Below are 13,920 nucleotides of genomic sequence, written 5' to 3' on the forward strand. Positions count from 1 at the left end.
GCCCCCAGTGAACACGAAGCCGAGCCCGTCCGCAGGGCTCACGCGATCCGGTCACGCACCCACTGGCCCGCCGGCTTCAGTCGGGACGTGCCGGCGAACGGACCGCTCGGGCACGTGCCCTCGATGAACACGGCACCGCTGCGGAAGTCGTCCGAGAAGTTCCAGTTCGTCCAGCTGATCTGCTTCTGTGCGGCCAGGTCCAGATAGCGCTGGGCCATCGCGAAGTCGTTCGGGCCGTCGCCCGTGTACTCCTGGGTGCCGAACTCCGTGATGAACATCGGGACTCGGTCGGCCGCGCGGGACAGCGCGTTCAGGTACTCGTCGCCGTGGGAGGCGGCGTAGAAGTGGAACGTGTACATGATGTTCGATGCCGACACCGGGTTGTCGACCACCTCGGACTCGTTCGCGCCGTCCGAGACGCCCAGCGACGACCACGCGCGGGTGCCGACCAGGATCGGGGTCTCCGGGTCGATCGCCCGGATCACCGGGATCAGCTCCTCGGCGTAGCCCTTGATCCGTGACCACGACACGCCGCTCGGCTCGTTCGCGATCTCGTACAGCAGGTTGGTCTGGTGGCCGTGCCTGCGTGCGATCTCGGAGAAGAACGTCTTGGCGCGCGACAGGTTGTAGTACGGGTCGCCGGGGTCGAGCATGTGCCAGTCGACGATCGCGTACATGCCGCGCGCGGTCACCTTGTCGATGATCGACGACACCAGGTTCGTGTACCCGGCGGGGTCGGTCTCGTAGCCGCCCTCCTGGACGTACATCGAGATGCGCATGACCGACGCGCCCCAGTCGTGGGCGAGGGCGTCGAGCGACGCGTCGTTGACGCACTGGCGGTACCACTGCAGGCCGTGCGTGCTCATGCCGCGCAGCTGCACGACCTGACGTTCGTCATCGCAGAGCTTCACGCCGCAGACCTTCAGCTGGCCGTGGGCGGCCGCGAACGTCTCGGCGGGCGCGGGTTCGGCGGGCGCCGTTCCCGTCGGGACCACAAAGGACAGTGCGAGCAGCGGTATGAGCAGGGCGGACAGTCTCTTCTTCGTCCCCGACACAGGGGTCTCCCTTCTTGGCAGGGGTCAAGCGGTGGACCATGTGCGCAGTCGCCCCTCCGCGTCCGGCGTGGCGCCGAGCGCGTCGAGACCGAGCAGTGCCGCGCCGACCACGGGTGGGTCGGTCACGACCGTGACGCGTGCGAGCGGCGTGGCCTCGGCCAGCCGGTCGCGGATCGTGTCGTGCAGCAGCGGGTCGCGGCCGCGGAGCACGCCGCCGCCGAGCACCACGGTCGCGGGGACCGTGACCAGCTCGAGGCGCCGCAGTGCCGCGATCGCGAGCAGCGCCACCTCCTCTCCTTGTCTGACCACAATGGACCGGGCGACGGGGTCGCCTGCCCGGGACGTCTCGAACATGACGGGTGTCAGGTCCCGGAGCCGGGCCGCGACGGACGGGTCGAGGTGCGCCGCGGCGGCGACGGCCGTCGCGGACGGCAGGCCGAAGTGCGACGCGATGGCACTGGTCAACGCCGTGGCGGGCCCTCGGCCGTCCTCGGCGCGGGTGGCGTGCCACAACGCGGTCGGGCCCAGCTCGTCGCCGCCGCCCCAGTCGCCGGTGATCGTGCCGAGCGCGGGGAAGCGGACCATACGGCCGTCAGCCGCGCGGCCGACGCAGTTGATGCCCGCGCCGCACACCACCGCCACGGCGTCCGGATCGGCCGTGCCCGACCGCAGCAGCGCGAGCGTGTCGTTGTCCACCTGACACTTGTCAGCCCACCCGGACGAGGACACCGCGTCGGTGAGCATGGTCAGCTCGACCGGCAGGTCCGCGCCCGCCAGGTAGACCGCGGCCAGCGCGATGCGGTCCGACGACACCAGCCCCGCATCGGTGCGGGCGGCGGTGACCAGCGCGTTCAGCCGGTCCATGGCCACGTCGAGACCGCCGGCCGTCTGGTGGTTGCTGCCCGGGCCCCGGGCGTGGCCGAGCACGGTCCCGGTGTCGTCGCAGACCAGGACCTCGGTCTTGGAGTTGCCGCCGTCGACGGCCAGAAGGAGACTCATCGAGCCCACGGCAGGAACTCGGCGTTCGCACCCAACAAGCGATCGGTCAGTACGCGGGCCTTGTCGACCTGGCCGACGAGCGGGTGCGCGAGCAACGCCCGGAACACCCGGTCCGCGCCGCCCTTCAGCGCCGCCTCGACGGCCAGCTCCTCGTAACCTGACACGTGTGCGGTAAGCCCGGCCAGGTCGGGTGCGAGTGGTGCGGTCGGCAGTGGCGTCGCGCCGGACTCGTCGACGTGGCACGACACCTCCACCACGGCCTCGTCCGGCAGGTTCGGCAGCGTGCCGTTGTTGCGGACGTCGACCGCGTGCGTGCCGGGCCGCCCGTGCAACGACGCCAGCAACCCGATAGCGGCCTCCGAGTAGAACGCACCACCCCGCTCCGACAGCAGCGACGGCAACGCGTCGAGGGCCGGGTCCTGGTACATCGCCAGGAGGTCGCGTTCGATCTCCGCGACCCGGGCGCCGCGGGCCTGCGACGTCCGCTGCTCGGCGACCACCTGGTCGTGGCAGTAGAAGTACCGCAGGTAGTACGACGGCAGCGTGCGGGTGAGCAGCAGCTGCTCGGGCGGCAGGTCGAGGTGTTCTGCCAGGTAGTCGCCGTGGTTGGCGATCAGCTTCGGCAGCCGGTCGGTGTCGTCGACGACCGCCGCGCGCTCCCACGTCAGGTGGTTGAGACCGACGTGGTCGAGCGTCACCGCGTCCGCCGCCACGTCGAGCAGCCGGGCGAGGGTCCGCTGGATGCCGATCGCGACGTTGCACAGCCCGATCGCGCGGTGTCCGGCGTCGAGCAGCGCGCGGGTGACGATGCCGACCGGGTTGGTGAACGCGACGATCCACGCGTGCTCGGGCGCGCGGGCGGCGACGTCCAGCACGACCGGCACCGTGCGCAGTGCCTTCGCCAGACCGCCCGCGCCGGTCGTCTCCTGCCCGACGCAGCCGCATTCGAGCGGGAACGTCTCGTCGCTGATCCGCGTCCGCTGCCCGCCGACCCGCAGCTGGACCAGCACCACGTCCGCGTCGGCGAGCCCGGCGTCCAGGTCGGACGTCCACTCCAGACGCGTCGTGCTCCCGTAACGCGCCAGGATGCGGCGGCCGAACGACCCGACGATGTCCAGCCGTGACACGGCCGGGTCGATCAACACGACCTCGTCCACGGCGAACGGCAGGCGCGCGAACCCGTCGACCAGCTCCGGTGTGTAGGTCGAACCGCCCCCGACAACAGCGACCCTCATGCGGTGCTCACCCCTTGACCCCCGTCAACGTCACGCCCTGCACGAATGCCTTCTGCGCGAAGAAGAACACCGTGATCACCGGCGCCATCACCAGCAGTGTCGCGGCCATCACGAGGTTCCACTCCACGTGGTGCAGCGTCTTGAACTGCGACAACGCGATCGACAACGTCCAGTTGGCCTGCTCCTCGCTGGTGTACAGCAGCGGCCCGTAGTAGTCGTTCCACGCGTAGAAGAACTGGAAGATCGCGGTCGCCGCGATACCCGGCCTCGCCATCGGGACCACCACCCGCACGAGGACCGTCCACTCCGAACAGCCGTCGATGCGGGCCGCGTCGAGCACGGTGTCCGGGATGGTCATCAGGAACTGCCGCAGCAGGAAGATCGAGAACGCGTCACCGACCAGCATCGGCAGGATCAGCGGCCACAACGTTCCGGTCAGGCCCGCGTTCGACCACATCAGGTACAGCGGCACGGTGACGACCTGCGGCGGGAGCATCATCATGCAGATCACCACGACGAACACGGCCGTGCCGCCGCGCCAGCGCAACTTCGCCAGCGCGTACGCGGCCGGGACGCTGGACAGCAGCATGAACCCGGTCGCCAGCAACGCGTACGTCATCGTGTTCACGAGGTAGTCGAACATCGGCATCTTCGTGAAGATGTCGACGAAGTTCTCCGGGTGCCACGTCGTCGGCCACAGGTTCGACGTCAGCGCCTGGTCGCTCGTCATGAACGACATCAGCACCACGAACACGAACGGCGCGACGAAGATCAGCGCGGCCGCGATCGCGACGCTGTTGCGCGCCACCACGACCAGCCAGCGCTCGCGCACCATCGTCCCGCGACGGGGGAGGGTGACCGTCACCGCACACCTCCCGTGAACGCGCGGAACCGGCGCAGCAGCACCAGCGTCACCGCGAACGCGACCACGAACAGCACGACCGCGAGCGCGTTCGCGTACCCCATGTCGTAGTAGCGGAAGCCGGACACGTACAGGTGCAGCGGGTACGTCAGCGTCGAGTTCTCCGGGTACCCGAACGTCGACGAGATCCCGCCGCCGGTCGTCGCGGTACCACTCGCGACGCTCGCCGCGACCGCCGCCTGCGTGAAGTACTGCAACGTCTGGATCACCCCGGTGACCGCCGCGAACACCAGCACCGGCGACAGCGACGGCAACGTCACGTGCCGGAACCGCTGCCACGCGTTCGCGCCGTCGATGGACGCCGCCTCGTACAACGGTTTCGGCACGTCCAGCAGCGCCGCCAGGAAGATCACCATCAGGTCGCCGACCGCCCACGTGCCGAGCAGCACCAGCGACGGCCTGGCCCACTCCGGCGAGTCGAACCACAGTGGACCGTCGACTCCGAACCAGCCGAGCACCCCGTTCACCGGCCCGGTGGCCGGGTTGAACAGGAACACGAACGCGATGGTCGCCGCGACCGGCGGCGCCAGCGCGGGCAGGTAGAAGATCGTGCGGAAGAACCCGCCGCCGCGGCGGAGCGACACCAGCAGCATCGACGTCAGCAACGCCGCGAGCATCCGCGCGGGCACCAGGATCAGCACGAACCACAACGTGTTCAGCGCGGCCTGCGCGGCCACACTGTCCTGTGTGAACAGATAGGTGTAGTTGCGCAGCCCCACCCACTCCGGGACCGTCAGCAGGTCGAACCGCGTGAACGAGAAGTACACGGCGGCCAGCAGCGGGTAGAGGAAGAACACCCCGATCCCGATCAGTGCGGGCGCCATGAAGCTCAGCACGGTGAGCCGGTGCCGCCACCGCCTCGGCGCCCGCCGACGCGGCGGCGCCGAGACCGGGGACGGCCGCGTCAGTACCGCGGTCACGTCAGCGCCCGAGCTCGAGCGCCTGGTCGATGCGCGCGTCGAGGTCCTTCAGACCGCCTGCCAGGTCCTTGTTCGCCCCGGACAGGTAGCCGTTGACGAACTCCTGCGTCATCTCCACGTACTTGGGCCCGGACGCGTTCGGTGGCGTCGTCGAGGTCTCCGGGTGCGCGAAGATGTCCAGGAACACCTGGAACTTCTCGTCCACCCGCAGGTCCGGCGACGCGAGCGCGTCCGAGGTGGTCGGCACGTTCTTGATCGCGTTCGACAGGCCGACGATCGAGCCGGTCTCCGTGGTGAGGTACTCGATCAGCGCCCACGCGGCCTCGGGGTTCTTCGAGTTCGCGGAGATGCCCGCGACGTTGCCGGTGACGAACCCGGCGCCGTACCGGTCGGTCCGGTCGTCGGCCACGGGCAGGGGAGCGGTGCCGAAGTCCACGTTCGGTGCCTGGTCGGTCAGGAACGCCACGCGGTACTCGCCGTCGACGGCCATCGCGAGCTTGCCCTTGTGGAACGCGTTGTCGGCCGACCACTCGTCACCGAGGCCCGCGGTGAACTTCTGCAGGTTGTCGTACCCGTACCAGTCGACGAGGTCCTTGTGCCACGTCAGCATCTCCTGCCACCGCGGGTCCGTGCCGATGGCGGACTTCTCGTCGGCGGTCAGCCACTTCGCGTCCCAGCCGGGCACGATGTGCTGCGGCGTGTGCTCGTAGAAGTTCAGCAGCGGCAGGAAACCGGCGACCTGGATGGTCCCGTCGGCCGACCGCTTGGTGAGCTTCTTCGCCATGTCGGCCAGCTCGGACATGGTCTTCGGTGGCTCGCTGTACCCGGCCTGCGCGAGCAGGGTCTTGTTGTAGTACAACCCGTACACGTCCGCGAGGAACGGCATGGCGCAGCGGCGGTCGTGGTAGCTCGTGTACGACCGGACGGTCTCGGGGAACTTCGACAGGTCCACCTCGTCCCGCTCGATGTACGGGGTCAGGTCGCGCCACGCGCCGGACGAGCAGAACTTGCCGACGATGTCGGTGGAGTACGACAGTCCGACGTCCGGGCCCTTGCCCGACGAGATGGCCTGCAGCATCTTCGCGTCGTCCTGGCCTGCCGTGACCTTGACGTCGATGTCCGGGTGCGCGTCCTCGAACTGCTCGATGGCCGTGTCGATGGCCTTCGCCTCGCGGTCGGTGAAGAAGTGCCAGAACTCGATCGACCCCTTGGCTTCCTGGCCCGCGGGGGCGACGTCGTCGGACGCGCTGTTGCCGGGAGTGCAGGCCGCGAGCAACAAGGCTGCGGCCACGATGAGCGGACGGCGGGACATGGTGCCTCCTAGCGGCGGGAGAGCAGCGCGGTGCGGACCGCGGTGAGGGTGGTGTCGAGCGCGCCGAGCAGGACGGCGTCCTCGGTGAGACCGGTGGCGGCGATCTCGGTGTCCAGCACGGAAAGCTCACGCAGTGCCACGCCGACGGCCTCGGCGAGCACGGTGCCGCCCGCCTGGCCGACCTCGCCGGCGAGGACGACCATGGCGGGGTCGAGCACGGCGACGACGGCGGCGATGCCGTAGGCGATGCGGGCGGCGAGCGGCCGCAGCAGCCGCTCGTCCGTCGCCGCGGTGGCGGCCTTGTCGGCGGCGATGCCGTGTTCGCGGGCCAGCGCGAGGATGGCCGGACCGCCGACGAGTTCCTGGAAGTCGCCCTCCGGTCCGGCGGGCATGTAGCCGATCTCGCCCGCACCGCCGCGCGCGCCGCGCAGGATCCGGCCGTTCAGGTCGATGCCGAGACCGAGACCCTCCTCGCCGAGCCACAGCAGGGCGAAGCTGTCGACGTCCTTCGCGATGCCGCGGGACCGCTCGGCGGTGGCGGCCAGGTTCACGTCGTTGTCGACGTTGACCTCGGTCGCGAGGGCTGCGCGGATGTCGTCGATGAGTCCGGGGCGGGACCAGCCGGGCACGTCGACGTACCGGATCGTGCCGTCGTGGTGGGCACCCGGGACGCCGAGCTGCACGTGGTCGAGGTGGTCGACCCCGGCCGCGCGGCTCGCCCCGTGCACGGCGTCGGCGACCGAGCGGACCGGGTCCGCCACCAGGGGCGTCGTGACCCGCGCGCGGATCTCGCCGGACAGGTCGCAGACGGCCGTGACCAGCGTGGAGTCCTTCTCCTGCAACGAGACCGCGGCCGCGTGGGCGGCGTCGGGGTTCACGTCGTAGATGTCGGCGTTCGGGCCGGGGCCGCCGCTCGTGCGGCCGACGACGCGGGCGAGCCCGGCGTCGGTGAGCCTGCGCATCACGTCGGAGGTCGTCGGCTTGGCGAGGCCGGTCAGTTCGCGCAGGTCACCACGGGTGAGCGGGCCGCGTTCGAGCAGCAGGCGCAGCGCCGCGGACTCGTTGATCTCGCGGAGCAGACGGGAGGAACCGGCCTGTTGTGTCAACGCCTTCGACCTTCCGAGCTATTGGTTAGACAATCTGTCTAACTATTGCCGAGCACGGTACGGCCGTGAGCTGGCTCACGTCAAGAGACGATCAGGGGTGGTGGGTCGCCAGGTCCTCGACGATCGTGCACGCGTCGTGCACCGGGTCGAGGGAGTTCGCGTGCGTGGCGAGCTTGCCGAGCAGGGCCTTCAGTTGCGTGCGGTCGGCGGCGTCCAGGCCGGACAGCACGTGCGTCTCGGCGTGCGCGAGGCGGCGGTCGAGCTCGGCGAGCCGCTCGCGGCCGGTCTCCGTCGCGACGACCAGGCGGGTGCGGCGGTCGGTCGGCGCGGGTTTGCGGGCGACGAGGTCGGCGCGTTCGAGGTCGTCGAGCAGGTAGGTCATGACCGTGCGGTCGATGCCGAGCCGCTGGCAGAGCGCGGACTGGCTTTCGGGTGCTTCCTCGGTGGCGGCCTTGAGGATCTGGTAGCCGCGATGGCTGCCGGGCAGGTCGCCGACCGCCGCGTCCGTCGCCTTCACGTAGGCGCGGAAGACCACGCCGAGCGTCCAGCCGAGGTCGCCGTCGAGTGCTGCCATTCCACGATGATAGCCGACACAGAACGTCTGTCGAACAGAACATCTGTGTGTAATATCGTCGGTATGCCAGACTACGGTCACGAACTCGAGTTCGGTGTCTTCCTGCCGCCCGCCGCCGACCAGTTCGGCGAGACCCTGCGGCTCGCGCGTCTTGCCGACGACGCGGGACTGGACCTCGTCAGCCTCCAGGACCACCCGTACCAGGCGCAGTTCCTGGACACGTGGACGTCGCTGTCGGTCATCGCCGCCGCGACCGAGCGCGTGCGGGTGTTCCCCAACGTCGCCAACCTGCCGCTGCGCCCGCCCGCCGTGCTGGCCCGCAGCGCCGCGAGCCTCGACATCATCACCGGCGGGCGCGTCGAGTTGGGGCTCGGCGCGGGCGCGTTCTGGGACGCCATCGTCGGGATGGGCGGCCAACGCCTCAGCGCCGGGGAGTCCATCGACGCCCTCGCCGAGGCCATCGCGGTGATCCGGGCGCTGTGGACGCCGGGCCGCGGCGCGAAGTTCGAGGGCAAGCACTACACGCTGAAAGGTGCGCACCCCGGCCCGTTCCCCGCGCACGACATCGGGATCTGGCTCGGGGCCTACAAACCACGCATGCTCCGGCTGACCGGGCGGACCGCCGACGGCTGGCTGCCGTCGAGCCCGTACGCGCCACCGGAACAGCTCACGGAGATGAACCGGATCATCGACGAGGCCGCGGAGGAGGCCGGGCGCTCACCGTCGGACGTCCGGCGGCTCTACAACGTCGGCGGCGACTTTTCGGGCAACGGCAAGGAGTTCCTGCGCGGTCCGGTGAAGGTGTGGGTCGAGCAGCTCGCCGAACTCGCGCTCACCGAAGGCATGAGCGGGTTCGTGCTGATGGTCGACGCCGGTGGCGACGACGACCTGCGCCGGTTCGCCGAGGAGGTCGCCCCGGGCGTGCGTGAGCTGGTCGGCCAGGAGCGAAACCTCGGCACCACCACGGTTTCATCCCCGGTGGTCGCGGTGGCGGACGGGCTCGGCGTGACCCCGACCCCGGACGACGGCACGAGGCTGTCGGCCGAACGGCTGTGGGACGAGGCGGTGCGGCCGACCGGGCCCGCCCCGGCACCCGACGCGGTCTACACGGCGGCCGGGCGCGCGGGCAGCCAGCAGCTGATCGACGTCCACGACCACCTGCGTGCCGAGCTGTCCCGGGTGCGGTCGCTGGTCAGGCAGGTCGCGGACGGCGCGCTCGACGTCGGCGCCGCCCGGTCGGAGATCAACACGATGACCATGCGGCAGAACAACTGGACGCTGGGCGCGTACTGCGAGAGCTACTGCCGGCTCGTCACCGTGCACCACACGTTGGAGGACCGGCAGCTCTACCCGCAGCTGCGCCGCGGCGACGCCCGTCTCGGGCCGGTGCTCGACCGGCTCACCGAGGAACACCACGCCATCCACGACGTGCTCGAACGCGTCGACGCCGCGCTCGTCGCCACGGTCAGCGACCCCAACGGCATCACCGAGCTGTCGGCGGCCGTCGACCTGCTCACCGACACGCTCCTGTCCCACCTCTCGTACGAGGAACGGGAACTGGTGGAACCGATGGCGCGCATCCCGCTCCGGCACTGAGGTTTCAGGGAAAAGCCGGAGGGCGTTCGCCCGGCCCCCGCCGGCGAACGCCCTCCCCGTGATGCGTTACCGGTTGCGCAGTCGGCCGATCCGCCGGTCACTCGTACGACTGGTCTGCCGCCAGTCGTTCGGGCGGCTGGTGGTGTTGTTCATCGCGAACATGACATCTCCTTGGGGAAGAAGGGGCCGACCGGTGGTCACTCTTTTGGAGTCGGGACACTGGGTGGCCGAGCCGTTACAGTGGGGGACCTCCGTTGAAGGGGGTACAGCGGTGGACGACGCGGATCATCCTGTCCCGGTTCCGGGGTGGAAGCGGCTCGCACCGCGCCGCTGGGTTCTATGGTCTCTTCCGAGACCCGTCCTGGTATACATCCTGTTGGCGGAACTCGCTGCGCTGGTCACTGTAGTGGGGACCAGTTCGTTGTCGTCGATCACGGCACGTGACTGGTTGTGGTTCGGTCTGCTCGCCCTCGCCGCGGTCGTGCACCTCGAGGCCGCACGCGGTCTGGAACGCGTCCGCGAGGTTACCGCAGAGGGCTCGCCGCACACGCATCTGCAAAGTGTGTGGTTCTTCGCCGCCCTGTTGCTGCTGCCGCCCCCGCTCGTGGCGGGCATCCTGCTGATCAGCTACGTGCACTCGTGGCTTCGGGTGTACCGGCGACGTGCCCTCGTGCACAGGAAGGTGTTCTCGGCGGCGACCGTCGTGCTCGCCCTGGCCGGGGCGTACCTGGTGCTGGCCGCGATCTTCCCGACGCACACCGAGCCGTTCGCGGTGACGCTCAGCGGGCCGCTCGGGCTCGTCGCGGTGGTGGTGGCCGGGTTCATCTACTGGCTCGTGAACTACGCGCTCGTGGTCGGTGTCATCCTGCTCACCAACCCGGACCGGCCCGCGCGCAAGGTGCTCGGTCGAGCCAGCGACCAGTTGATGATCGCGGGTGCGATCGGGCTCGGCACCGGCATGGCGATCGTGATGATCTCGCAGCCGTGGTGGACGCCGTTGCTGATCGTCACGGTGCTGGCGTTGCACACCGGGCTGCTGCTGCCGCAGTTCCGGGACGCCAGCAGGACCGACGCCAAGACCGGGCTGTTCGAGCCGACGTTCTGGGCCGAGCTGACCAACGACGAACTCGACCGTGCGCGGCGGCTGCAGGGCACGCTCGGGTTGCTGCTGGTCGACCTCGACCACTTCAAGCGTGTCAACGACGGGTACGGGCACCTCGCGGGCGACATCGTGCTGCGTGCGGTGGCCGAGGCGATCAAGCACTCGGTGCGGGGGCACGACATGGTGGGCCGGTACGGCGGTGAGGAGTTCGCCATCGTGCTGCCCGGGCTCGGCGCCGACGACGCGTGCGAGGCGGCGGAGCGGGTACGGGCCGCGATCGCGGAGTTGGCGGTGACCGTGCCGGATCTGGACGGGGAAACGCAGGTGATCCGGGGGCTGACCGCGTCGGTCGGGGCGGCCGTGTACCCGGACCACGGCACGGAACGGACCTCGTTGCTGCTGGCCGCGGACGCTGCCCTGTACGACGCGAAGACCGAGGGCCGGGACCGTGTCCGCATCGCGGAGGCCGTGCGCCCGTCGTTGCCGTCCGCGCGCCGGTCACAGGAGTGGATCCGGCTCGGACTCGTTCGCGACGACGCGGACAAGGTCTCGTAGCCAGCGCTGCGCCGGGTCGTCGTCGAGGCGCGGGTGCCACGACATCAGGTACGGCATCGCCTCGACCTCCTCCGGCGCCCGCACCACGCGCAGCCGCGGATCGTCCACTGTGGCCGCCATGCGGGCCGGGATCGTCGCCACCAGGCGGGTTTCCCGGACCGCGAGCACCGCGGCGGTGTGGTACGGCACCGACAGTGCCGCGGTGCGGTGGGTACCCATCTCGGTGAGCCGTCTGACCACTGCGGACTGTTCACCACGCAGCACGGTCACGACGGCGTGCGCGGCGCCCACGAACTCCGCCAGCGTCAGCACGTCCCGGTCGGCCAGCGGGTGGTCCGCCGCCATGAGGCACACGAACCGTTCCTCGAACAGCAGCTCGCTGCGCAGCGACGGGTCGACCGACACGGCCGCGAACGTGAGGTCCACCAGCCCGTGCGACACGTCGGAGAACACCCCGTCGTGCCACGCGTCGAACGTCACCGCCACGCCCGGTGCGTCGCGGAACATCCTGCGCAGCAGGCCGGGGCCGAGCACGGAGGTCATGTAGTCGGTGGCCATCAGCCGGAACCGGTCGGTCGCGGTGGCCGGGTCGAAGTGCTCGCCGCCGAACAGGATCTCCAGCCGGGGGAGCACGGTCGCGAGCTCTCGCTGGATGCGTTCCGCACGCGGGGTCAGCTGGTAGCCCTCCCGTGTGCGGACGAGGAGTTCGTCGCCGAGGGTGTGCCGCAGGCGCTGCAGCGCCCTGCTGGTCGCGGGCTGCGACAGGCCGATCCGGTCGGCCGCGCGGGACACGTGCCGCTCCTCGAGCAGCGCGGCCAGCGCGACCAGCAGGTTCAGGTCGACGCGGTGCAGCTGGGTCGTGCGCACGACCTGCACGATCTCACGCCGCCGGGTGCAGCAGGTCCGCGAGTCCGATGCGGCGCAGGAACTCCGCGCGCACCCGGTCGGCGACCGCGTTCACGACCGCGGCGCCGTCGTCGGCCGGGTCGACGTGGACGCGGAACGGGCGGGTGCCCTTCGGTGCGTCGACGACCCGCACGATCGCGCGCGCCACCTCCGCGACGTCGGCCGTCGGCGGCTCCAGCTCGGCCAGCGCGGCGCCGACCTGGTCCATGAGACCGGGATAGCGCGGCTCGTACTCGGCCGCCACCGCCGTGTCGGCGGGAGTGCCGCTGTGCGCGAAGTGGTTGGTGCCGCTGGTGAACGCACCCGGCACGATGATGGACGTCTCGATGCCGAACCTGGCCAGCTCCAGCGCGTAGCTCGCCGCGAGCGCGTCCATGGCCGCCTTCGCCGCGAAGTACGGCGCCAGGTACGGCGGGGTGCCGCCGCGGGTGCTGGAGCTGCCGACCCACACGACCAGCCCGTCACCGCGTGCGCGCATGGCGGGTAGGAGCCTGCGGTTGAGCCGTTGTGCGCCGAGGACGTTGGTGTCGTAGAGGGACGCGTACTGCTCCGGTGTGAAGGCCTCGGCCGGGCCGGTGACCATGTGGCCCGCGTTGTGCACGATGACGTCCAGATCGGGCAGGTCGAGCGCGTCGACCGACGCGTCGGACGTCACGTCCAGCTCGACCGGGTGCATGCCGTACGCGCGGGCCTGTCCGGCTTCCGGTCGCGTGGCCGCGTTCCGCATGCCCGCGTAGACGGTGTGCCCGGCGTCCGCGAGTGCGCGGGCGGTCAGCGCACCGAAGCCGCTGGACGCGCCGGAGATCAGGATCCTGGCTGAAGCGAGGTTCGCTCGGCGGGCTCCGCTCATCAGGCGATGCCTCCGTTCGCGTACAGGACCTGGCCGTTGACCCACCGCGCCGGCCCGGCGAGGAACGCCACGACCTCGGCGATGTCGTCCGGTTCACCGAGCCGCTCCAGCGGTGCCGCCTTCGCGAGGCCGTCGATGACCTCCTGCGACTTGCCGTCGAGGAACAGCGCGGTCGCGGTCGGCCCGGGCGCCACCGCGTTCACCGTGACGTCGCGGCCACGCAGCTCGCGGGCGAGGATCAACGTCATGGTGTCGACCGCGCCCTTGCTCGCGCCGTACGGCGTGTAGCCCGGCTGCCGCAACCGCGTCACGGAGCTGGAGAAGTTGATGATCGCGCCGCCTTTCCGCACCCGCCGGGCGGCCTGCTGCGACACCACGAACGTGCCGCGCACGTTGGTGCGCAGGATGCGGTCCAGCTCGTCGAGCGGCAGGTCGACCAGCGGGGTCGGGTTGTTCATGACGCCCGCCGCGTTGACCACGACGTCGACGCCACCGAACTCCCGCTCGGTGCGGTCGTACAGTGCCGCGACCGCCTGCTCGTCGGCCACGTCGGCCTGGACCGCGATGGCGCGACCGCCCTTGGCCGTGACCTCCTCGACGGCGGCGTCCGCGTCCGCGGCACGTCCCGCGTAGACCGCGACGACGGCGAAGCCGTCCTGTGCCAACCGCGAAACCGTCTGCCTGCCGATGCCTCGCGACCCGCCGGTCACGATGGCCACTCGCTGTGTGTCGTTCATGCCCCCACTCTGCGACGGGCAGAGCTATGTGTCCAATGCAATGTCGCGATG

At 70.4% G+C, this 13,920-nt stretch carries 13 protein-coding genes; 2 read left to right on the plus strand and 11 right to left on the minus strand.

The features are described 5' to 3' along the window. Window positions 1-38: 38 nt before the first annotated feature. The 8 genes from ACIBVP_RS21345 to ACIBVP_RS21380 form a co-directional block, all read right to left on the minus strand. The gene (locus ACIBVP_RS21345; RefSeq protein WP_396107937.1) at window positions 39-1,055 is read right to left on the minus strand and encodes a glycoside hydrolase family 5 protein; all 1,017 of its coding nucleotides are present in this window, start codon (window positions 1,053-1,055) and stop codon (window positions 39-41) included. Between the two features lie 24 nt (window positions 1,056-1,079). Continuing rightward, window positions 1,080-2,054, minus strand: coding sequence for an N-acetylglucosamine kinase (locus ACIBVP_RS21350; RefSeq protein ID WP_396107938.1), 975 nt, complete (start codon window positions 2,052-2,054; stop codon window positions 1,080-1,082). Further along, window positions 2,051-3,289: a 6-phospho-beta-glucosidase gene (locus tag ACIBVP_RS21355; protein WP_396107940.1), complete on the minus strand. Its 1,239-nt coding sequence runs from the start codon at window positions 3,287-3,289 to the stop codon at window positions 2,051-2,053. Before ACIBVP_RS21355 ends, ACIBVP_RS21350 begins: the two co-directional genes overlap by 4 nt. 7 nt (window positions 3,290-3,296) lie before the next feature. Beyond that, on the minus strand, window positions 3,297-4,124 hold the full coding sequence (locus ACIBVP_RS21360) for a carbohydrate ABC transporter permease (RefSeq protein WP_396108162.1): 828 nt from the start codon (window positions 4,122-4,124) through the stop codon (window positions 3,297-3,299). A gap of 26 nt (window positions 4,125-4,150) precedes the next feature. Further along, window positions 4,151-5,131 (minus strand): carbohydrate ABC transporter permease, encoded by a 981-nt coding sequence (locus tag ACIBVP_RS21365; protein ID WP_396107941.1) that lies wholly within the window; start codon window positions 5,129-5,131, stop codon window positions 4,151-4,153. A gap of 1 nt (window position 5,132) precedes the next feature. Continuing rightward, on the minus strand, window positions 5,133-6,443 hold the full coding sequence (locus tag ACIBVP_RS21370) for an ABC transporter substrate-binding protein (RefSeq protein WP_396107943.1): 1,311 nt from the start codon (window positions 6,441-6,443) through the stop codon (window positions 5,133-5,135). 8 nt (window positions 6,444-6,451) lie between these two features. Beyond that, window positions 6,452-7,549, minus strand: coding sequence for an ROK family protein (locus ACIBVP_RS21375; protein WP_396107944.1), 1,098 nt, complete (start codon window positions 7,547-7,549; stop codon window positions 6,452-6,454). Between the two features lie 91 nt (window positions 7,550-7,640). Then, entirely contained in the window at window positions 7,641-8,123 is a 483-nt protein-coding gene (locus tag ACIBVP_RS21380) for a MarR family winged helix-turn-helix transcriptional regulator (RefSeq protein ID WP_396107945.1), read from the minus strand. 63 nt (window positions 8,124-8,186) lie between these two features. Here ACIBVP_RS21380 and ACIBVP_RS21385 point away from each other — a divergent pair, with 63 nt between their 5' ends. Both ACIBVP_RS21385 and ACIBVP_RS21390 read left to right on the plus strand, forming a co-directional pair. Then, complete coding sequence (locus tag ACIBVP_RS21385; RefSeq protein ID WP_396107946.1) at window positions 8,187-9,719, plus strand: LLM class flavin-dependent oxidoreductase; 1,533 nt, start codon at window positions 8,187-8,189, stop codon at window positions 9,717-9,719. A 421-nt stretch (window positions 9,720-10,140) separates the two neighbouring features. After that, on the plus strand, window positions 10,141-11,376 hold the full coding sequence (locus ACIBVP_RS21390) for a diguanylate cyclase (protein WP_396107948.1): 1,236 nt from the start codon (window positions 10,141-10,143) through the stop codon (window positions 11,374-11,376). Here the strand turns inward: ACIBVP_RS21390 and ACIBVP_RS21395 are convergent. From ACIBVP_RS21395 to ACIBVP_RS21405, 3 genes are read right to left on the minus strand one after another with little or no spacing between them, the layout of a single operon-like run. Continuing rightward, a complete protein-coding gene (locus ACIBVP_RS21395; RefSeq protein WP_396107949.1) occupies window positions 11,320-12,243 on the minus strand; it encodes a LysR family transcriptional regulator in 924 nt (307 codons plus the stop codon). The two genes, ACIBVP_RS21390 and ACIBVP_RS21395, sit on opposite strands and share 57 nt — an antisense overlap. 13 nt (window positions 12,244-12,256) lie before the next feature. After that, the gene (locus ACIBVP_RS21400; protein ID WP_396107950.1) at window positions 12,257-13,132 is read right to left on the minus strand and encodes an SDR family NAD(P)-dependent oxidoreductase; all 876 of its coding nucleotides are present in this window, start codon (window positions 13,130-13,132) and stop codon (window positions 12,257-12,259) included. Further along, window positions 13,132-13,869 (minus strand): SDR family oxidoreductase, encoded by a 738-nt coding sequence (locus tag ACIBVP_RS21405; RefSeq protein ID WP_396107951.1) that lies wholly within the window; start codon window positions 13,867-13,869, stop codon window positions 13,132-13,134. The genes ACIBVP_RS21400 and ACIBVP_RS21405 overlap by 1 nt, the downstream gene beginning before the upstream one ends. Window positions 13,870-13,920 lie beyond the last annotated feature (51 nt).

Origin of the sequence: Actinophytocola sp. NPDC049390, assembly GCF_044466355.1 — a bacterium.
GTDB lineage: Bacteria > Actinomycetota > Actinomycetes > Mycobacteriales > Pseudonocardiaceae > Actinophytocola.